The 23,285-nt window shown below is 36.0% G+C and carries 9 protein-coding genes; all 9 read left to right on the top strand.

Annotated elements, in window-relative coordinates; genetic code table 11:
* Positions 1-43: 43 nt before the first annotated feature.
* The 9 genes from ACAM30_RS00115 to ACAM30_RS00075 all read left to right on the top strand — a co-directional run bounded on the left by ACAM30_RS00115 (position 44) and on the right by ACAM30_RS00075 (position 23,153).
* Complete coding sequence (locus ACAM30_RS00115) at positions 44-4,555, top strand: MupA/Atu3671 family FMN-dependent luciferase-like monooxygenase (protein WP_369616660.1); 4,512 nt, start codon at positions 44-46, stop codon at positions 4,553-4,555.
* A 55-nt stretch (positions 4,556-4,610) separates the two neighbouring features.
* A complete protein-coding gene (locus ACAM30_RS00110) occupies positions 4,611-5,930 on the top strand; it encodes a PLP-dependent aminotransferase family protein (protein ID WP_369616659.1) in 1,320 nt (439 codons plus the stop codon).
* Positions 5,931-5,941: 11 nt separating this feature from the next.
* Positions 5,942-7,060, top strand: a complete 1,119-nt coding sequence (locus tag ACAM30_RS00105; protein ID WP_017496625.1) for a VOC family protein — start codon at positions 5,942-5,944, stop codon at positions 7,058-7,060.
* Positions 7,061-7,065: 5 nt separating this feature from the next.
* Positions 7,066-8,442 (top strand): FAD-binding oxidoreductase, encoded by a 1,377-nt coding sequence (locus ACAM30_RS00100; protein ID WP_369616658.1) that lies wholly within the window; start codon positions 7,066-7,068, stop codon positions 8,440-8,442.
* Between the two features lie 254 nt (positions 8,443-8,696).
* The gene (locus tag ACAM30_RS00095; RefSeq protein WP_369616657.1) at positions 8,697-17,633 is read left to right on the top strand and encodes an amino acid adenylation domain-containing protein; all 8,937 of its coding nucleotides are present in this window, start codon (positions 8,697-8,699) and stop codon (positions 17,631-17,633) included.
* Between the two features lie 27 nt (positions 17,634-17,660).
* Positions 17,661-19,289, top strand: coding sequence for an MBL fold metallo-hydrolase (locus ACAM30_RS00090; protein ID WP_369616656.1), 1,629 nt, complete (start codon positions 17,661-17,663; stop codon positions 19,287-19,289).
* Positions 19,290-19,380: 91 nt separating this feature from the next.
* Complete coding sequence (locus tag ACAM30_RS00085; protein ID WP_369616655.1) at positions 19,381-20,097, top strand: thioesterase II family protein; 717 nt, start codon at positions 19,381-19,383, stop codon at positions 20,095-20,097.
* A 23-nt stretch (positions 20,098-20,120) separates the two neighbouring features.
* A complete protein-coding gene (locus ACAM30_RS00080) occupies positions 20,121-20,486 on the top strand; it encodes a hypothetical protein (protein ID WP_369616654.1) in 366 nt (121 codons plus the stop codon).
* 180 nt (positions 20,487-20,666) lie between these two features.
* Entirely contained in the window at positions 20,667-23,153 is a 2,487-nt protein-coding gene (locus ACAM30_RS00075; protein WP_369616653.1) for an outer membrane beta-barrel protein, read from the top strand.
* Positions 23,154-23,285 lie beyond the last annotated feature (132 nt).

Genomic DNA, 23,285 nt, shown 5'->3' with positions numbered 1-23,285 from the left:
ATTCTTAGAACCATTTACTCTACTTACTTAAATCGAATTGATTATGGATACACTACAGTTTTTGAGTTATTTAACGGAAGAAAATATTATTATTCAGTTATCTGAAGATAATCTTAAAATTTCTTATACAAGTGAAGAGATTTCAGAGGCCGTTATGGAAGAAATAAAAGTGCGAAAATCTGAAATCGTAGAATTTTTAAAACAGCAGCAGGAAACCAGGATTGAAGCAAGCATACCATTGGCACCAGCAGACCTGACGTACTATCCGCTAACACCTTCTCAGACAAGATCATGGATTGTAAGTCATAACTGGGGTGATAATTATGCTTACAACATGTCAAAAAGCTTTCGGTTTGAAGGAGAATTAGACATCGCGGCACTTGAAAATGCCAGTCAGGAATTGATTTCCAGACACGAAAGCCTTCGAACTGTTTTTGCCGAAAATGAAAGCGGTGAAATATGCCAGTGGATCAAAAGCCCGGAAGCCTTAAATTTTAAGATCAGTCACATCGATTTTAGAGGACAGGATACCTCTGAAGAAAGATTAAGCAAGTTCATTAAAGAGGAAAGAGGAATACCTTTTGACCTGCAGACCGGTCCTTTATTGAAATTTTACTTAATTCGTTTAGAGGCAGATAAATGGTTGTTTTATATCATCATTCATCATATCATTTGCGACAGCAGATCATTCAACATTCTGATACGCGATTTATTCTTTTTCTATAAAGCCGGAGTAATGCAAATTGATGCTTCACTACCGGAGCTCAGAATACAGTATAAAGATGTGGCGGTATGGAAAAGCAAACGTTTTGAGGATATAAATTTTAGTAAAGAAAAAGAATATTGGATCAATCAGCTGGGAGGTGAATTACCTCTGTTGCAATTGCCTGAAGATTATACCAGACCGGTGATTAGAAATTCTGAAGTTGGGATGCTAAGACGCACTATTAAAGCCGAGTCAGTAAAAGAGTTTAAGACGTATTGCAGAAACGAAGGCGGAACCTTGTTTACAGGACTGATGACTTTGTTTAATTTATTGTTCTATAAGTTTAGTGAGCAGAAAGATATTATTTTAGGATTTCCTGTATATGGGAGAGATTTTTCCGAATTGGAAGATCAGATCGGTTTTTACGCAGATACAATTGCTTTGCGAACCCGTTTTGAAGCGGAGAATACCTTTAAAGAACTTTTTAATATTGTAAACACCAATGCTTTCAATGCCTATGAAAACAGAGAGTATCCCTTTGAAGAGATCGTAAATCAGCTTCAGGTAGAAAGAAATCCGGGCAGAAATACCATATTTGATGTATTTGTTGTATTGCAAAATTTTGACGCCGATTCTTTAGAAAACGATTCTCTTCCGGGAGGATTGAAAGTGGCTGAATTTGCAGAGCTTAAGGAAGGGTATTCAGCTTATGATCTTACATTTAATTTTGCGGAATCAAAAGACGGAAGCCTTTTTTACGAAATCGAATACAACTCAGCAATCTATCGTGAGGAAACTATAAAACGTCTGACCGATCATTTAGAGTATTTAATGACGGAAACGATCATAAACGATAGAATTGCTATAAGCACTCTGGAGAGTATCGATTCTAATGAGCGCAAAAGAATTACAGACTGGAGCAGAAATCAATCTAATGTTATTCTTTCCGATAAATCACTAGGAGATAGTCCTCAAACGTTAGATTTCGGTCTTTATTATTTCGGAAATACCGGAACAGAAGAAAATCAGTATGAAATACTAATGATTGGAGCGGCCTATGCAGATTTAAATGGCTATAGTGCAATCTGGACACCTGAACGACATTTTAATGAATTTGGCGGGCCTTTTCCAAATCCAAGTGTCTTAGGAGCAGCGGTAGCAGCAAGAACCAAAAATATAGGCATCAGATCAGGAAGCGTTGTTGCAGGACTTCATCATCCCATCAGAATAGCCGAAGAATGGTCGGTGGTTGATAATATTTCAGGAGGAAGAGCAGGTATCTGTTTTGCTTCGGGATGGAATGCTAATGATTTTGTTTTTTATCCTGAAAATTACAAAGACAGAAAGGATATTTTAATTCAGACCATAAAAGATGTCCGTTCTCTTTGGATCGGAAATTCGGTCAATTTTAAAGGAATTGATTCGATAGAGAAACCTTTTAAAATATTACCAAAGCCCGTTCAGAAAGAAGTGTCTGTTTGGATTGCCTGTACCGGAAATATAGAAACCTATAAAAGAGCAGGAGAAATAGGAGCAGGAATTTTGACAGGATTGTTAAATCTTAGTTTTGATGAACTGGAAGAAAAAATTGCGGTATACAGAAAGGCCTACAAAGAAAATAATCATAAAGAAGGCGGTGACAGAGTAGTACTCATGTTGCACACCTATCTGGATGAAACGGTAGAAAAAGCGCAGAAAAAAGCAAGACCATCCATGAAGAAATACTTGCTAAAATCTCTTGAAATGAATGGAAAAGAAGCTTTGGAACAGAGCAATGATCCCTCACTTCAAAAAATAACAGAAAAGTCAGTTGACGAAATGCTGGATTTTTCGGTTAGCAAATATTTTAAAGAAGGCAGCCTTATCGGAAATGTAGAAAGCAGTTTACCGATCTTAAATAAAGTGGTAAAAGCAGGAGTAAATGAGATTGCCTGTTTAATCGATTTTGGCATTGATAAAACAAGTGTGCTGGAAGGGTTACCTTATATCACAAAATTAAAAGATTCTTTCAACGCGGTACAAAAAGAGATTGGTGCAACTAAAAAGGAGGACAGCGGTAAGCGTATAGAGACTTCGGTACTAAAACTTTTTAAAGAACAATATCTTTTACATTCAAATAAAACCGCAGTTTCAGACGGTACTGATTCGCTAACCTATGAAGCGCTTTACCGGAAATCAGAGAATCTGGCCCGATACTTACAATCCAAAGGAGCTAAAAAAGGAATGATCATCCCGTTGTGCATCAATCGTTCTGTTGATCAATTAGTGGGGATTTTAGGCATCCTGTTAACCGGAGCCGCTTTTTTACCAATTGATTCCGGTTTTCCTAACAAAAGAATTACTCAGATTATAGATGAGGTAAATCCAGAACTACTGGTTACTCAGAAAGAAAATAGCAGTCTTTTTTCTTCCGAAACAGAAAAAATAGATATCCATGAAGTTCCCAATGTAACCGACGGTATTTTCGAAGCTGTAGAAATAAATCCTACTGATTTAGCTTATGTCATTTTTACTTCAGGGTCAACAGGAAAGCCAAAAGGAGTAATGATCAGTCATCATTCGCTTGAGAATGTAATCGTTTCATTGTCTGAGAAATTAGAATTGGATCAAACCATAAAATTTGTGGCAGTAACTCCTCTGATATTTGATATTTCGTTACTGGAAATTTTCCTTCCCTTAATTACCGGAGGACAGGTTGTAATGACAAACGAAAAGGAAGGAAAAGACATTTATCATCTGAATAATTTTCTAAAAGAGAATACAGTGACTCACATGCTTACAACGCCAACAAGATGGAAAATGCTTTTGGATACCGGTTGGAAAAATACAGAAAATCTGGTGGTTATGGCTGCCGGAGAAGATCTGGATCAACAACTGAAAAATGATTTGGCAGCACTTACCGGTACTGGTATCTGGAACCTTTATGGACCAACAGAAACGGCGATCATCTCCAGTTTGCAATTTTTGAAACAAGACGATATCGTAAACATCGGAAAACCAATTGACAAAACGGGACTGTATGTTTTGTCTGAAGAAAAAATGTTAATGCCACTGGGCGCTGTAGGAGAGCTTCACATTGCAGGAAGCGGACTTGCTTTGGGTTATTTTAAGGATAAAGCACTTTCAGACGAGGCGTTTGTTGCCAATACTATTGATCCGGAAATGGGTGATTTGTTGTACAAAACAGGTGATTTAGTCAAATGGCTTCCGGATGGGACTTTGAAATATATGGGACGAAAAAATAGTCAGATAAAAATCAGAGGCTATCGCATTGATTTAAAAGAAATCGAAAATGTCCTGGAACAATACCAATCCGTAAAAAAAGCAATACTGTCGCTGAATGAAGCTGAAAATGGTGAAAAAGAACTGACAGCCTATCTGCACAGCAATGAAAAAATAGATTATGTGTCACTAAGAATATTTCTGAAAGGCTATTTACCGGATTATATGATTCCCGAAAAATTTATGACTGTAAAGGAAATCCCGGTAACCGTAAACGGGAAAGCAGATCTCAAAAAATTACACCTTCTTAAAAACAATTATAACATAAGCAATCAAAAGACTTTTGTATTAGCAAGAAATGAGACGGAAAAGCAGTTAACGGAGATTTGGAAAGACTTACTAAAATTGGAAGAAATAAGCGTAAACGATAATTTCTTTTTTCTGGGAGGAAGCAGTTTGAAACTTGCAAAAATGAAGAATGAAATCTATAAACGATTCGGTATACCGCCAGTTTCTTTAACCTTATTGCATCAGCTTACCATAGCCTCTTTCTCGGTTGAGGTAGAAAAATTAGTCAGACAGACGGAGGAAGTTGACGAAGTGGAATACGAGAAATTCAATATTTAAGATACTCTTTTACTTTTCTAAAATTAAAACCAAATAACCCTTTAAAAATTCAGAAATGATCGAAAAAATAATTTCGCAACCGTCAATTGATGTTGTAAACCCATTATTATTTTCTATGGGCGAAGATGTAATGGGATTTCTAAACGAAGTTCAGTTGCAATATCCTGAGGCAATTTCATTTGCATCTGGCAGACCAGACGCTAAATATTTTAATATGGAGCAATTTTCTGAATGTTTGGACTATTTTGTACAGAATAATGTTCGTGAAAAAGGGATTGACGAAAATATAGTTTTAGAAAATCTGGGGCAGTACAACCGAACCAAAGGAATTATAAATACAGAAGTTGCAAAATATCTGTTTATTGATGAGTTTATAAAAGTAAATCCGGAAGATATCCTTATCACAGTAGGTGCGCAAGAAGCCATCGCCATTGGAATAACAACGCTTTGCGATCGGGAAAATGATGTTATTCTGGTAGAAGATCCCGCTTATATTGGGATCACACATTTTGCAAAAATCAATGATTACAAAATTGAAAGTATTCCGGTTATTGCAAATGAATCTTCCATAAAAGCAATTGAAGATAAAATTTTGGAGTATCAGGAGAAGGGTAAAAAAGTAAAAGTGGTTTACGTAATTCCCGATTTCCAAAATCCAACCGGAAACAGCATGTCTTTGTCCAATCGGCATAAACTTCTGGCATTAGCACGTTTGTATGATTTTGTGATATTTGAAGACAATGCTTATGGTGATTTTTATTATGAAAACGAAAAAATGCCTACCCTAAAATCATTGGATGAAGATGATAATGTAATCTACTTGCGATCCCTTTCAAAAACGATATATCCTTCTTTACGACTTTGCTTAATGGTGGTTACACAAAAAGTAAAAGTGCAGGATAAAATTTTCGCACTGAGCGATTTAATGGCCAAAACGAAAGGATATGTCACTGTAAACACCCCATCAATAATGCAGGCCATGTTTGGCGGTTTATTACTGAAGAACAAATTTTCACTCGAATCTTTAAATGCTGAAAAAAGGGCAGGAATGAAAGAAAAAAGAGATCAGCTTTTAGAAAGTCTGAATCATTTCTTTAATAAGGAAACACAATCCTGGGCAGAAAATATCAGTTGGAATTTACCTGCAGGAGGTTTTTTTCTGATCCTCAAAGTGCCTTTTAAAGTGACCAGGGAAGACGTTATAAGATGCGCAGAAGTCAATAAAGTAATTTTTACCCCCATGTCTTTTTTCTATATGAATGAGGGAGGAGAAAATGAGCTGAGACTGGCTTTTAGTAATGTCACCAAAGAAGAAATTATAAACGGAGTGGAAAGATTGTCCGAGTTTATAAAATCAAAAGTAAAAAACCAATAAAAACTATAAAAATGGAAAACAACAATGAAATAATCGTATCCGATTTTTTTAATATGGAGTACGATTTTGTCGAGTATTATGTGGGTATGGCCAAAATGGTAGTATTCTGGCATGTTAAAGCATTAGGTTTTGAAGTGATAGCTTACGCCGGACCGGAAACAGGTGTTTTAGACAGATGCTCATATTACATCGTAAAAAATGATATAAAACTGGTGATCACCTCAGCATCACAGCCTAGTTCGTATAAGATTGTTTCTTTTGTAGATCTTCACGGGAATGGTATCAAGAGACTGGCCATAAACGTTGATAATGTTAAGGACTTCTTTGAAAGAGCCATGAAAAACGGGGCAATACCGGTTGAACATCCGCATCTAACCTCAGATGAAAATGGATTTGTAGAACAGGCATCTTTAAAAATGTTTGACGATAATGAAATTGTACTCATCAACTACGATAATTACAATGGAGATTTTCTTCCGGGATATAAAAATGTACAGAGTGAATGGAACTTTGAAGGAGAAGATACAGGTTTACAAAAAATTGACCACGTAGCCTGTGCTTTAAGACTTAACGAAATCAATTTATGGGAGAAGTATTTTAACAACATCTTCCTTTCTAAAACCGTGGTTGAATTTGACGAGAGAAAAGTAAAAGGCGAAAAGAAAATCGGGATGTTATTGAAAGTACTTCAATCCGGTAATAAAAGCATTAATAACGTTTTGGTTGAACCGGAACACGGGGTAAAAAATCAGGTACAATTGTTTATCGATCAAAACTACGGAACCGGAATACAGCATATCGCTTTTGAATCAAACAACATTATTAAATCAGTAAAAGCATTGAGAGAGTCCGGGGTGAAATTTACCAGATATCCGGATTCTTATTATGAAAAATTAGCTTCGAAATATCCAGAATTGGATGTAGAACCTTTAAAAAAGCACGGGATATTGTGTGATGTTTTAGAGGGAGCCTTACTCTTTCAAATTTTTACCACACCTATAGGAGACAGAGCTACATTTTTCTATGAAATTGTACAAAGAGTAAATGATTATCAGGGCTTTGGTCTGGATAATATCTACGCTCTGTTTGAAGCAATGGAAGAAGAACTAACACTTTCCAATAAAATTTAACGAGAATGACAGGCTGCAAGACCGATATTATAAATGCTATAATTGAAATAGTGGGGCATGACTATGTAGTAACGAATGCAGAGTTATTGTACAATTATTCCAGAGACTGTACCTCTGATGAAGAGATTATACCCTCGGCGGTAATCTTACCTAAAGATGAAAAAGAGATTTCGAAAATTCTTAAAATCTGTAATGAAACCAAGACTAGTATCACCGTGAGAGGCGGTGGTACCGGAGTCAGCAGAGGAGCATTATCTCATACAAACGGTCTGATACTTTCACTGGAACGGTTGAATAAAATCATCGAGATTAATAAAATCGACAGAATTGTTACAGCAGAGTCGGGAGTGATCACTCAGGATTTGCGTGCTGCCGTTTTAAAAGAAGGTTTAAATTTTCCGCAAAACATCAGCAGTGCCAATGCATGCTTTATAGGCGGAAATATAGCAGTATCGAGCGGCAGCCCAAAATCATTGAAATATGGTACGACTAAAGATTATGTCATCAATTTAGAAATTGTTTTACCTGATGGAAGTATCATATGGACAGGGAAAAATGTAACTAAAAATGCAACCGGTTATAATCTTACCCAATTGTTTACCGGAAGCGAAGGAACACTGGGCATTATTACTAAAGTAGTATTAAAACTAGTTCCTCCCGTAAAAGAACTGCTTCTCATGATTCCCTTTACTAAAATAGAGAAGCTGTTTGAAGGCGTACAGCAATTTTTTGTAAAAGGATATGACGCTTCAAGTATTGAATTTATTGATCAGAAAGGAGTAGAGCTGGCCTCGAAATTTCTGGATAAAAAACAATGGAATTCTAAATTTATTGAAGGGATTTTATGGATTGAACTTGAAGGAACAGATTCAGAAAAACTAATGCAGCAAGCGATTGAAATCAGTGAATTTATCAGTGCTTATACACCGGAAGAAATTAGCATAGCAGATACCCAAAATGAAGTTAAAGTATTGTGGGAAATGCGGTCTAAAATTGGAGAAGCGGTGATTCATCATGTATTTTTTAGAGACATCGACATTGTAGTACCCCGTTCTAAAATTGATGAAATGTACCAATCAATTGCTGGGATAGCCCAAAAATATGATTTTGAATACACGGTTTTTGGACATGTTGGGAATGGAAATTTTCATGTCAATATTTTTCAGGACAAACAAAGCAGTAAAAAGCAGTGGGAAGACCATCTGGCAATTTGGGTGAAAGCCATTTTCCTGAAAGCATTAGAACTGGGAGGAACCATTTCAGGAGAACACGGAGTCGGTAAAATTAATCTTCCCTATTTAGAAGATGCTATGACCAACCATCAGATCACTATAATGAACGGCATCAGGGAGCTATTCGATAAAAACAGAATCATAAATTAGTCCGTTGGGTGAAATTGTTTTAACACATAGATACATAGGTTATTATGTGCAGAAAAGAATGTCTAGAAGAAATATATTTCCTTCACATAGGCTATACGTTTTATTAGAAGTGAAACGCCTTATTTAGACCAGAAAATCTATGTTTCTATGTGTTTAAAAAAATAAATACTACGGATCAATCAACTAAAATCTTTACACAGGACCATTTAACTAACATACACTAAGCCGTTTAGTGTACACGAAAAAATATTATTATGGGTTACGATTTATTTACAAAGCTGAAAAAACTTAAAGTTACTGTCAAAGTAATAAACAATAATCTGGATGTTAAAGCTCCCAAAGGTGTTTTAAATGAAGAACTCTTAAAGGAAATCAAATCAAAAAAGGAAGAATTAATTGATCTGGTTAATAAGTATGCCAAAGATCAGGTTAATGAAAACCATGCTATTCCCGTCGCACGAAAAAGCGAACATTACCCGTTATCTTCTTCTCAGCTTCGATTATGGGTACTAAGTCAGATTGATAAAGCAAACTTCTCTTATAATATTCCCGGAATTCAGGTTATTGATGAAGCGTTGGACACTAATGCTTTTATGCTGGCCATTCGTGATTTGATCCATCGTCATGAAGTTTTAAGAACTGTTTTTAAAACTGTAGAAGAGGAAGAAGTACGACAGTTTATTATAGCTGCGGAAGACTTTGAATTTCCTTTTCAGCAAATAGAGGTAAATGGTGATGAAGAAAAATTAAATGAAATCCTGACCGATATAAGTAATACTTTTTTTGATCTTGAAAAAGGTCCTTTATTCAAGGGAGCCCTAGTAAAGGTTACTGATGACCGATTCGTTTTTGGATATAACATGCACCATATTATCAGTGATGGCTGGTCTATTGGTATCATGATTAATGAGTTGCTTAAAAACTATGATGCCAGACGAAAAGGAGAAACAGTACAGAGTCATCCTTTGCAAATACATTATAAAGATTATGCTGTGTGGCAGCAAAAGCAATTAGCAGACGAAGTGTTCAATAAAGAGAGAAACTATTGGCTGACTCATTTGGAAGGCGATTTACCAATACTATCGCATTTTGGAGATCACCCCCGTCCGGCAATTATGAGTTACAACGGAAATGTAACAAGACAGGATATACCTGCAGCTTTGTATCAAAAGTTTAAATCTTTTTGCAGAGAAAATTCAGGCACTTTGTTTACAGGCTGTCTCAGTCTTATCAATGTACTATTGCACAAATACACCGAACAGGAAGATTTTATTGTTGGGAGTCCGGTTTCAGGCAGAACACATAAGGATATGGCCGACCAGATTGGGTTTTATGTAAATACCCTGGCACTTCGAACACAATTCGGAGCCGCTAATTCTTTTGAAGAGGTTTTCCAGAAAAATAAAAATGTAACCTTAAATGCAATTGAAAATCAGAATTATCCTTTTGATGAATTAGTGAATCACCTTAATCTCAAAAGAGATCTTAGCCGCAGTGCTTTATTTGATGTTATGATTGATATTCAGAATGAAAATCAGGGTGACAATCAAAAAGCAGGTGCGTCCTATAACGAATTATTAAACGGAGGGGTTAGTAAGTATGATTTAACTTTTACGTTCATAGAAAAGTCTGATTCACTAACGGTTGAATTGGAATACAATACAGACATTTTTACTGGAGAAACAGCAGTCGGATTCTTAAAAGATTTAGAAAATATAGTAGAAGCAGTAGTTCAAAATCCGGTGCAGAAAATTGGCTCTCTTCCTTTGAATATAAGCAAAAGAACAGCTCATTCTAAATTAGAATCTCCTGAAGAAATTGTGACAAACGAAGAGATAACCTATACGCTTCCGTCAACGCCGCTTGAAAAAGCATTGGCCGGGTTATGGGAGGAAGTTTTAGGAATTTCGCACATCAGTATGGAAGATAACTTTTTTGATTTGGGAGGACACAGTTTAAAAGCTTCCAGGTTAATTAGTAAAATTCATAAAGAGTTTCGTGTAAAACTACAGCTAAAAGATTTGTTCATTCACACAAGTTTAGCTTCTCAATACGATTTAATAACCAAAGAACAAGAGGTTGATTATAGTGAAATTCCTGTATTAGAGAAACAAAATGGTTACCCGCTTTCAATAATGCAGCGTCGTTTGTGGATCCTGAGCCAGCATGAAGCAGCCAATATCGCCTACAACATGTCCGGGGCTTATGTATTTGAAGGTGAGCTGGATTTTGATGCTTTAGAGAATGCATTCGTACAACTCATAGAGCGTCATGAAATTTTAAGAACCAGCTTTAAAGAAAACGATCAAAAAGAAGTGCTGCAGTACGTTACACCAATTGAAGACATTCTGTTTACAATAAAAAATACAGATCTGAGCCATACCAACGAAACAGTTCTCGAAAAACATTTGTTTGAAGATTTGTCAGCTCCTTTTGATTTGTCTTCAGGAACTTTGTTAAAAGCCAGTATCTACAAACAATCTCAAAATCGTTGGGTATTCAGTACCGTAATTCATCATATTATTAGTGATGCCTGGTCTATAGAAATCATTGTCAATGAGTTGTTGCAGCTTTACAACAGTCTGGTAACCGGAGTTCCGTCAGCATTAACACAGTTGCCTATTCAATACAAAGACTATTCCTCATGGCAGCTTACTGAGCTAAGCGGTTTTAGACTGGAATTACATAAAAACTATTGGCTGAATCAGTTTAAAGGGGATTTACCTACTTTAGATTTATCAGCAGGAAAGCAGCGTCCGCTTATAAAAACATATAATGGAGGACTGTATACTAAGATGATTCCCCGTTCTTTAAGTGACAGATTTGAGGAACTTCTTAAAAATCAGGAAACTACTCTGTTCATGGGATTATTAAGTGTAGTCAATGTACTGTTCTATCACTATACACATCAGGAAGACATTGTGATCGGAAGCCCTGTTGCAGGGAGAGACCACGCAGATTTGGAAAATCAGATTGGTTTTTATGTAAATACGTTGGCACTTAGAACTCAGTTTTCGAAAAAGGACAGTTTCAATGATATCCTGGCTAATGTGAAAAAAGTAGTTCTGGGAGCACATGAACATCAGTTATATCCATTTGATGATCTGGTTTCTTCACTGGATATTCCAAGAGACATGAGCCGCAATCCTTTGTTTGATGTACAGGTTATTGTTCAAAACCAACAAGTGTCAAACTCCAAAGGAATGGAGAATTTATCGGTTAACGAATATCAGGGAAAATTACCGGATTCCAGTGTGTTCGATTTGGTTTTTAATTTTGCTGATTCAGGAAATGGTTTAGCGACAAGTATCATTTACAATAGCGATGTTTTTGACTCAGAGAGAATAGAACAATTTGGAAATCATCTGGAAAATTTATTAGAAGCCTTATTGCAAAATGCAGAATTGCCGGTACAGGAATTGAAATGGTTGCCAAAAGAAGAAGAACAGTTTTTACTTGATTTCAATTCAGAAACATTGGACTATGATCAGTCTAAGAACGTCTTAGATATGATTAGAGAGCAGGTTGAAAAAAATCCGAAAGCCATCGCGGTATCTTTTGAAGGAAATCAATTGACTTACTCCGAATTGGATAAACGTTCCAATCAACTGGCTCATTATTTATTAGAAGAGTATCAGATACAACCTGATGATTTTGTTGGAATGATGCTGGATCGTTCCGAAGCGATCTTCATAGGTATTTTAGGAATATTAAAGACAGGAGCTGCTTATGTTCCTATCGATCCTGATTATCCGGTTTCGCGAAAAGAATACATCCTGAAAGATACAAAGGTAAAGACCCTGCTCACACAATCTGATTATATGTTTGATCTGTCGTATTATGAGGGTGGAATATTTGCCATGGATGTACAGTTAGACAGTTTGACAAATCCAACAACTGCCCCTGAAATAATAGTTTTACCGGATCATTTGGTTTATATCATTTATACTTCGGGATCTACAGGAAATCCGAAAGGGGTTATGGTAACTCATGGCAACCTTCAGCATTCTTTGGCACCACGAGGCAATACTTACTCCCCAATAAAATGCTTTTTGTTACTGTCTTCAGTTGCTTTTGATAGTTCAGTGGCGGGAATATTCAGTACGTTGACTACGGGAGGAACATTATGTATCACCGGCAGCTCAGATATTGCTAATGTTAGTTTGATCGCAGATCTTATTGTTACTCAAAAAGTAAGTCATTTGTTAACCGTGCCTTCATACTATAAGCTGCTTTTGAATGCTTTAGCAGATAAAGAATCTTCTATTGAACAGGTTACTGTCGCAGGAGAAACTTGTCCTATAAGTTTGATCGAAGACCATTTTAAAAGCAAAATAGGTCAATCAGGCTGTGATTTGTTTAACGAGTATGGTCCAACAGAATGTTCGGTTTGGAGCAGCGTTCACCAATATGAAGAAGGAAAACCGGTAACCGCTACTATCGGGAAACCTATTGCCAACAGCCGTATTTACATCTTAAACGAAAAAGAAGATTTAGTTCCGCTTGGTGTAATTGGTGAATTGCACATTGGAGGTAATGGCGTAACCAAAGGATACCTGAACAATCCGGAATTGACTGCCCAAAAGTTTGTCAAAGATCCTTTTACTGAAACAGGTTTAATGTATAAAACAGGTGATTTAGGGAGATGGAATGCAGCCGGGGAAATCGAATTTTTAGGCAGAAAAGACAATCAGGTAAAAGTTAGAGGATATCGTATCGAACTGGGCGAAATACAATATGCGGTTGAACAGTACAACCTTGTAGAAGCAGCGGTCGTTTTAGTAAAAGAAAACAAAACTGGTGATAACGAACTGTATGCTTATTTGTTAGAAAAAGAAGTAATCAACACTTCAGACTTAAAACACCATTTAAAAGATTTGCTGCCTTCTTATGCCGTACCTGCTCATTTTATTACTCTGGATGCATTTCCGTTAACACCAAACGGGAAAATAGATACCAGGGCATTACTAGAAATTGGCGGTTCAGAAACAGGAAGAGGAGCAGAATATGCAGCTCCGCAAACAGCAGAAGAAATAGCCTTAGTAAACATATGGGAAACCGTTCTGGACAAGAAAAAAATTGGTATAAACGATCGATTTTTTGATTTAGGAGGAGACTCTATTAAAGTGTTGAAAATTGTGAATGGTATTTATAATGAAATGCAGTTGGAAATTACAATTTCAGATATCTATACCCATGATTGTATCTCGCAATTATCAGATTTTATAAGAAACAACAGGGCATCAATTGATGTTAAAAAAGCCGCTTTTACAGGAACCGGGAATCAGGGATTACAAGCTATTGATTTCATAAAGAACAGCGTTTTAGCCTCTTTAAACGAAAACAATGCCGATGCTGTTGAAGACGTTTACCCAATGAGCGACATTCAAAAAGGAATGATCTATGAGTCATTGAAATATGAAGGAGCGAGCATATATCACGATCAGATGATCAATCACCGTGAATTTAAAGATTTTGATGTTTCGCTTTTCAGAAAAGCCATTCAATTAATGACTGAAAAGCATGAAATTCTAAGAACAGGATTTAATTTACAGGATTACGATCAGGAAGTTCAAATCCTATACAAACAAGCTGAAATACCTGTTGTGTATGAAGATTTGTCTCAGTTACCGTCCTTAAAAGAACAGGAAAAAGTTATCGCAGCCTTTCTTCAGTCAGAATTGCTCAATCCGTTTGATGTGACTCAGGCACCATTATTTCGTATGGCTGCTTTCAATCTGGGCAACGATACAATCGTTTTTGTTTCGCAATGTCACCACGCCATTATAGACGGCTGGAGTGATTCATTATTACTGACGGAAATCAATAATGTATACCTTAAATTGCTTGAAAATCCTTCATTTAAACCTGCTAAATTACAATCAAGTCATAAAGATTATATGCTGTATCAATTGCAGGACAAACGAAAGGAAGAGACTGCAGCATTTTGGACTAATGAATTAAACGATTACAACAGACTGGATCTATTTGCCGAAAAAGAAACCGATGATTTTAAATTGTTCAGCTTTGAAAAAGAAGAGTTAGCAAAAATTGAAAGTCTAAAAAAGGCGTATGGTGTCCGATTAAAAGAACTGGCGCTGAGTGCCTTTGTGTATACTTTAAAATTATACTCGTACAGCAACGACATCACAATTGGTCTGGTGGTAAATACAAGACCTGCCTTACCGGATGCTGATGAAATGTTAGGCTGTTTTCTGAATACGATACCTTTCAGATTGGAAGTAAACAGAGATTTAAGCGGCGAAGATTTACTGTTGTTAGTAAAGCAAAAACTGATCGAAGTAAGTAATTTTTCGGATATGAGTTTGGCCAGTATCGCTTCTGTAACGAATGAGATTAAAGGCATGAACAATCCTTTCTTTGATATCATTTTCAATTATGTTGATTTTTATTCTTATGATGCGTTAGAAGAACAATCTAAGGAAAAAGAAGAATCCTATCTGGAGAATCAGGAATTAACCTTAAACGGAAAAGGAGTTACCAATACGTATCTCGATTTTACAGTTAACAATACTAATAGCGCAGCATTGTTTGACTTTGCACAAACGAGAGAGTTCGTTAACCAAATCGAATTGTCTGAAATAGAGTCTGTTTATAAAAAAGTTTTCAGATACATTGTGGAACATCCGGAATCTTCTTTAAAAGAACTGGATCATTTATCCGATGAAGAAAAGAAAATCTATGAGAATAAAAAAGAGAATGGCGCTGTAACCGAAAAAGAAGATCAGACCGTATTGGATTTATTTAACAGACAGGTTCTTTTAAACCCAGACTATCCGGCGCTGCATCACAATGGTATAAATATCAGTTATGCAGAATTAGATCAGAAATCAAATCAATTAGGAAACTATCTTAAAAAACAAGGTATAGGTAATGAAGATTTTGTTGCAATACTGCTGGATCGTTCAGTAGAAATGCTGATTTCAATTTTTGGAATATTTAAAGCAGGTGCAGCTTATGTTCCTTTAGACGAAGGCTATCCGCAGCAACGAATTGATTTTATTTTAAAAGATACAGCCGCAAAAGCTATAATCTCAAAATCGTATCTCTTAGAAAACTTTTCAGAAGAAGCTTTTCCAAAAACGATATTAATCGACACAGACTGGAATACAATCTCTCAGGAAAATGGAGCAGAAACGGATCATAATCTTACTCCAAATTCTCTAATATACAGTATATATACTTCCGGAACAACCGGAAACCCAAAAGGGGTTTTTATTGAACACAAGGGAGTAGTAAATCTGGCAAAATCGTTAATTAAAAGATATAAAATACAGAAAGAAGAGAAAGTTTTAGCCTTTTCTAATTATGTATTTGATGCTTCAGTAGAGCAAATTTTTATTGCACTAACCAGTGGGGCAACTCTGGTGTTATGTGATAAAGAGGATTTACTGGATAATGAAAAATTTGCGGACCTATTGATGGAAAAGGAGATCACACATATAGATGTAACACCAACCTACCTCGAAAATGTGATCCCAAATAAATACCATCTGAACAGAGTTGTGGTTGGAGGTGAAGAGTGCTCCATAAGTCTAGCCAGGAAATGGGCAGCTCACACTGACTTCTACAACTCTTATGGTCCTACCGAAACCACAGTATCTTCGACGATATATGCCTATGACAAAGAGAAGGATAAAGATCTAAATCGCCTGCCAATTGGAAAACCAATTGATAATACTACGATTTATATTTTAGACAATGCTTTGCAAATTGCAAAAAACGGAGTAGTCGGTGAAATGTATATTGGAGGTATCGGAGTTTCCAGAGGATATATCAATCAGGAAGCACTTACCAAAGAGCGTTTTGTGACCAATCCTTTTGCCAAAGAAGAAACCTTATATCGAACTGGTGATTTGTGCTGCAGGTTATCAGACGGGAATATTCAGTTTTTTGGCAGAGCCGATGATCAGGTAAAAATCAGAGGCTACAGAATTGAGTTGGGCGAGATCGAAAATGCATTTCTTCAGCAAAAAATAACAACTTCTGTTGCGGTACTGGCCAAAGAAAACAAGTTAGGAGAAAAAGAAATTGTAGCTTATCTGGTACCTGATGAACATTATGATGTAAAAAATATCCGAACCAGGCTAAAAAGCATTTTGCCTTATTTCATGATTCCGTCCTATTTTGTTCCGATAGAAGAAATTCCGTTAACAAAAAGTAGAAAAGTAGACCGAAATAAATTATTAGCCATAGAAATACACAAAACAGACAGTCTGAAATCACTTGTTCCGCCGGAAAATGAAACCGAAAATACGATCCTTCAAATATGGCAGGACATCTTAGAAAAAAGAGACATCAGCGTTACTGACAATTTTTTTGAAATTGGAGGTTATAGTCTGAAGGCGATTAAGCTAAAAGCAATGCTAAGACGAAAATTAGGCTTAAATATTTCGATAAAAGATCTTTATAATGCCCCAACGATCAGAGAATTGGCTCAGGGTAAAAAAACATCCGATGCGGCGGTGATCCATTTACATGCAGGAGATCCTCAAAATACAATTTACTTCATACCGCCAATTTTAGGTAATTCTATAATGTATCATTCTTTGGCAAAAGTATTAGGGGATGCGTTTAATTCGATTGGTTTGCAATACAAAGGATTAGAACCTGATGAAGAACTTTCTCAGTCTGTTCAACAAATGGCCAGTTATTTCAGCGAAGAAATTAAAAAACGTCAAAGCAATCAGCCGTTTGTGGTTTTGGGATATTCAATGGGCGCTTCGATTGCTTTTGAAGTAGTAAAAGAACTGGAAAAACACTATGATGCTATTGAACTGGTTTTGGTAGACAGACCAACGTCTCTAAATGAAATTAGCGATACGAAGAATATTGACGAACAAGCCAATTGGCTGCTCAATGAATATCAGAAGATTACGGATTTAAGTAAAGACCAGCAAAAAAGTGTTTTGTCTTTTATGAAAAACAATCTACAGATAGACAATCAATATACACTTCAGGGTAAAATTTCCAGTACGATACAGGTTCTTGAATCTTCTGAAAATGAATTGAAAAGCAATATGAAAGACTGGCAGGATTATACCAATGGGGAGTTAGTGCACCATTACCTGTCAGGGACGCACTGGGAAGCTTTCGATGAGAGCAATTTTGACAAGTACGTAGAAATTTTTAAAAGTATCATTCAAAAAACAAGTATAGAAACCAACTAAAACTATAAAACTAAATAATCAAACAGAATGGAAAACACAGAAAAGTATTATTTTAAACCAAATGTAATTATCGGACCATTAGTAGATAAATGGTATGCATGGACACACTTAATTTCTCCTGCCACAGCAGCAATGAACATTGTCGAAAGACATTTAAAAATAATGAACTCCTATATTCAGGCTCCTGCAATTCATGAGGCTGCCGTAAAAAATCCTAAAATGTTAGGAGGCCCTTTTATGGATTATGAAACCAGAAGAGTAGAAGAAGTAAAAGAATTAAAAGCTGAAATTCTCGAAAAACAGGCAAACGCAATACAATTATCAGATGCAATAAAAGAATTGGATCAGTTGCTGAAAACCAAAGCAAAAGGAGCATCTTTAGAGCCTTTGTACAAAGAAGTTCCGGAAATATTAAAAGGATATGTAGAATTGGTTTACGATTTAAACAACCATCCGTCGTATCGTTTTTTTGAGTCCTTATTGTACAACAGCCCTTTTTATTCCAAACATTCTCAATCCATTTCTCTGTGGGAAACACTAAATGATGAGCGTCCTTTTTGTTTGAGTACCCCACAATTAGAAGATCCTAAAGTATTACAATTGGATATTCCGTTTGACCATAAAGGAATCGATACTTTGAGTAGAATGAAGAGAAACCCAGGATCTATTGAAGCCGTTGCCGAAGAATTGGGAGTGCGCGAAGATCAAATGGAACTGTTTAAAACTTTCTTCACCAAAAAAGAACATCCCGTTTATCAAAAGTATACGGGAGACAAAGCCAGAATGCGTTATTTGGGACATGCCTGTATTTTAATTGAAACCAAAGACGTTAGTATTCTTGTAGATCCTTTAATCAGTTATTACGGCTACGAATCTACAGTAGAGCATTTCTCAGATATTGACCTTCCGGACGTTATCGATTATGTATTGATTACACACAATCATCAGGACCATATTGTATTAGAAACTTTATTGCCGTTAAGACATAAAATCAAAAATCTAATAGTTCCTGTGACCACCAGCGGAGCACTTCAGGATCCAAGTATCAAATTGGCATTTCAAAGTATGGGATTTAACAATGTCGTAGAAATTGATGAAATGGAAGAAATAAAATTTGAAAATTGTACCATTACCGGACTTCCGTTTACAGGAGAACACAGTGATCTTAATATCAGAGCAAAATCATGTTTCCATGTTGCGATCAATGAGCTAAGCTTCTTGTTTGTTGCCGATTCCAGAGTAATGGAACCTAGATTGTACGAACATATTCATAGAGTTAAAGGCGACGTAGATGTATTGTTTTTAGGAATGGAATGTGCCGGAGCACCATTAAGCTGGTTATACGGTTGTTTAATGACGGAAGCGATTAACAGAGAAGACGATCAGTCTAGACGACTGGCGGGCTGCGATAGCGAAAGAGGGTTATCGTTAGTTGACATTTTTAATCCGAAAGAAGCCTATGTCTATGCCATGGGGATGGAGCCTTGGTTAGAATTCATCAGCAGTATCAAATACACCGAAGAATCTCTTGCCATTATTGAATCTAACCGATTGATAAACCACTGTGCAGCTAAAGGAATCATCGCCGAAAGATTATTTGGAGAGAAAGAATTGTTATACGATTATGAATTAAAAAATGAATTAGTGACCAGTTAATTTTAAATGGAAATCTAACAGCATAACCCATGTGAGACCTTCTTTGGATTTTTTTAAAGAAGGCTCTCACTAACCAAATTATAATAAGCAGATGAATAAAAAGCAACTATTCTTATTACACTTCGCCGGTGGCAGTATATACTCCTTTGAGTTTCTGAGATCATTGTGCACCGATTTTGAAATGATTCCACTGGAACTTCCCGGAAGAGGAAAAAGAATCAAAGAAAAACTATTGACTTCCTATCCGGACGCTATTAAGGACCTGTTTTTACAGATAACCGATAAGCTTAACGGGAGTCCGTTTATCGTTTACGGGCACAGTTTAGGTTCGTCTCTGGGTTTGGGAGTAACCGATTTATTAGAGAAAAACAACACTCCGCCTCAATGTCTGATTGTAAGCGGTAATGCCGGACCCGGAATTGCAACAGAAAACAACAGGTCTGACCTGGAGCGTGACGATTTCATCAGCATGCTTACCGAATTAGGCGGGATACCGGATGAGTTATTAAAAAGCAAAGAACTGCTCGATTTTGTATTACCCATACTTAAGGCCGATTTTAAAATAGTAGAAGAAGATTTTTTCATTGAAAATACCATTGTAAAAGCTCCGATTGTGGCCGTAATGGGGAACTCAGAGAAATATGTAGACCGGATAAACAATTGGAGAAAGCACACGTTTTCCGGTTTTAACTCCTACGTACTAAAAGGAAATCATTTTTTTATACTCGATCATGGTGATAAATTGAAAGAAATTTTTGATATTAGTTTTAAGGAATGTACGAGTCTTAATTATAATAATGTACAATAGCCTTGCTAAAAACCAAATCAATTATGAAAACAACCAAAACCCTGATTACCGCTGTGATGATACTATTAATTTCAATTGGCAGTATGGCACAAAACAAGAAAAAAGAACAGACGGAAAATCAATTAACGATTACAGGAATTACCGGACAATCTATCAAAGAATCTGCTGATGTGAACAATGTTGAAAAGCTAATAGCGGCAATCAGCAATCAAATAGTAAAAGAAAAGCTGGCGCCGGCCAATACGACCGGTTTGTCTTATATGCTCAACAGCAAAGATTTTATAATAAACGGAGTGAAGCAGAAGCCGGATGTACAGTTGAAATATAAAAATAAATATATCGGAAACAATACCAAGTGGAATATTTGTAAAAACTTCAAAGCAAAATAAAATTTATCACTAGCTGAGTTTCTGTTTTAGTATGCGCTCTCATTTTACAAGTCAGAGCGATTATCCTATTCTTCAAATATTGCTATTCTTTAAATTTCTTAAATTTTATCAATTCAAAAGAGCTTGAGTTTACATATTGTATTCCTCACAGGCAATCTTATTTAATACATAAAAAAAATAATGAAGTATAATTATATGCATTTAAATTATATCGCTTTACTATGTGTGTTTGTTTTTCTGGGTAATTCAGTATACGGACAAGGTTCAAAAGTAGCGGGTAATGAAATATACAACCAAGTATCAACAGCATCCATTTCAGGAACCATTATTGATGCTGAAAATAAAGAGCCTGTTATTTTTGCAACCATTCTTTTGCTGAACGAGGAGCAGGGAACATTAGTAAAAAGCGAATTGTCTGAAACGAAAGGAGAATTTAATTTTAAAAACCTGAAAAGCGGGAACTATAAAATTAAAATTACCCATGACGACTATAAAACGTTTAGTACAGGAATTATAACCATTAAAACAGACAATCAAAAAGAAGTACTGCCGATAGAATTGTTTAAAATCACAAAAAAGGAGAGTTTAAAAGAAGTCGTAATACTTAAAAAGAAAAAGTTCGTTGAGACTAAAATCGATCGTACCATTTTAAATGTTGACGCTTTAGAATCTAACACGGGAATTACCGCTTTAGAATTGTTAAAGAAAGCTCCGGGAACCAGTATAAGCGATCAGGGAGTGGTAAGTCTGAATGGAAAAGCAAATGCGACTATTTTTATCGATGACCGTCCAACCTATCTGTCAGGCGCCCAATTGGAAAGCTATTTAAGCGGATTAGCTTCAGATAATGTAGACAAAATTGAAATCATGACCAATCCGCCTGCGAAATATGAAGCAGCAGGAAATGGAGGAGTGATAAACATCAAACTAAAAAAGAGCAAAAAAGAAGGAGAAAACGGAAGTGTTATTTTGGGCTTAAGACAGCATAAATTTACAGAATACAATGCCACTTTTGCTCTGAACAAAAAAAAGGAGAATTACAATATCTTTCTGAATGGAAATGCAGGTTACAAAAAACGCTTTCAGGATCTTTATATCAGCAGAAACTATACCGATACAGGCAGCTACAGCAAACAGGAAAACAATAATGTAGGAGATGCTATTGCAACAAATCTTAGATTTGGTGCAGACTATAATCTGTCAAAAAATACGGTGATCGGAGTATCCGCAGACGGTTCAATCTGGAATGGAAATGATCTTGATAATAGTCTGAATTACCTTTATAACAGAAACCAAACGACAGATTCTATTGTAAAAACATTGGGCAGCTCAGATGCTAAATCTGTAAACAGCGGAATAAATCTGAACATTAATCACAAGCTTAACGAAAAAAGCGATGTGAGTGCCAATTTAGATTATTTGCTATACGATTCTTTTCCCTATCAGGAGTTTAAAAATTCGATCATTTTTTCGGATGCAAGTAAAAATTATTCCGACATGCTGGTAGGAGGAGCGGCTTCTAAGGTGTATATTTATTCAGGAAAAGCAGATTATTCCAATCAGTTGACCAAAAAAACAAACCTGCAGACCGGATTCAAATACAGTAATATCAAGACCAACAATAAGAGTGAGTATTTCGATATTGTAAATGATATTTCGACTCCAAACTTAAATCAGAATAATAAGTTCTTATACAATGAGAAAATAACAGCTTTATACGTAAGCTCCAATACAACCTTAGACCGACTTTCTGTGCAGTTAGGACTCCGCTATGAAAGTGTAAAAATTATCGGAGATCAGTTAGGAAACGAAATAAAACCGAGAACAAAAAATACGACTAAGTACGATAATTTATTTCCAACCTTATACCTGTCGTATAAACTGGACTCTTTAGCAAACAATACGGTAGGAATCAATTACGGGAAAAGAATTGACAGGCCATTCTATCAGGATCTTAACCCTATTGTTATTCAGGTTGATAAGTTGACATTTTACAAAGGAAATCCCTATCTGCAGCCTTCCATTACAAATTCCGTTGAAGCTTCTTACGCACATAAAAACTTGTTGAATTTTACTCTTGCGTACAGTAAAATTGACGATCAGATTATGGAAACCATAGAAATTATAAACAATGTCTATTACAGTATGCCCGGAAACATAGGGAATACTCAGGTAACCAATCTTAGTCTTAGTTCCACATTTAATCTTGCCTCATGGCTAACTTTTACCGGAAACGCACAATTGTCTTATACCGATACCAAAAGTGATTTCTTTGGAGGTAAACTGCACACGTACGGCTATAATTTTAGAATCGATCCAGTACTGCAGGTAAAACTGAAAAAAGATTACAACATCGAACTTTTTGGACGATATGTTGGGAAAGCTTATGTTGCTCAATTTACGTTGGATCCTTACTGGTTTTTGGATGTGACAATAAGTAAAAAACTTTCAAACAGAAGTTCACTTAAGTTAATAGGGATGGACATCTTCAGAACCTATATCACCAAAGGACAAATTAATAATCTGGTCAATGCAAATGCAGACTTCCGAACATTATCGAATACGAGACAGGTCAGACTATCGTTTACCTATAATTTTGGAGATAAGATGACTACTCAGGAGAGAGAAAATAACAGTATCGATACCGAAAAGAACAGAATCAAGTAAATCATAATCGTTTATCTTTTCTAGTTGCTGATTCTTACCCGGCATCTAAAAACAGCATTTAATTTTCAGGTTAATTTCAGAATCCGAATTTAAAAAGGGTTACAATCTCTATTAGACTTTATCAACCACAAC

The organism is Flavobacterium sp. CFS9 (assembly GCF_041154745.1).
Taxonomy (GTDB): Bacteria; Bacteroidota; Bacteroidia; order Flavobacteriales; family Flavobacteriaceae; genus Flavobacterium.
This window is presented reverse-complemented; position numbering and strand designations above follow the sequence as displayed.

What these genes read in the sequence shown, in the direction of transcription:
- ACAM30_RS00115 (WP_369616660.1), top strand. Translation starts at nt 44, where the DNA reads ATGGATACACTACAGTTTTTGAGTTATTTAACGGAAGAAAATATTATT.
- ACAM30_RS00110 (WP_369616659.1), top strand. Translation starts at nt 4,611, where the DNA reads ATGATCGAAAAAATAATTTCGCAACCGTCAATTGATGTTGTAAACCCA.
- ACAM30_RS00095 (WP_369616657.1), top strand. Translation starts at nt 8,697, where the DNA reads ATGGGTTACGATTTATTTACAAAGCTGAAAAAACTTAAAGTTACTGTC.
- ACAM30_RS00075 (WP_369616653.1), top strand. Translation starts at nt 20,667, where the DNA reads ATGAAGTATAATTATATGCATTTAAATTATATCGCTTTACTATGTGTG.
- ACAM30_RS00100 (WP_369616658.1), top strand. Translation starts at nt 7,066, where the DNA reads ATGACAGGCTGCAAGACCGATATTATAAATGCTATAATTGAAATAGTG.
- ACAM30_RS00105 (WP_017496625.1), top strand. Translation starts at nt 5,942, where the DNA reads ATGGAAAACAACAATGAAATAATCGTATCCGATTTTTTTAATATGGAG.
- ACAM30_RS00085 (WP_369616655.1), top strand. Translation starts at nt 19,381, where the DNA reads ATGAATAAAAAGCAACTATTCTTATTACACTTCGCCGGTGGCAGTATA.
- ACAM30_RS00090 (WP_369616656.1), top strand. Translation starts at nt 17,661, where the DNA reads ATGGAAAACACAGAAAAGTATTATTTTAAACCAAATGTAATTATCGGA.
- ACAM30_RS00080 (WP_369616654.1), top strand. Translation starts at nt 20,121, where the DNA reads ATGAAAACAACCAAAACCCTGATTACCGCTGTGATGATACTATTAATT.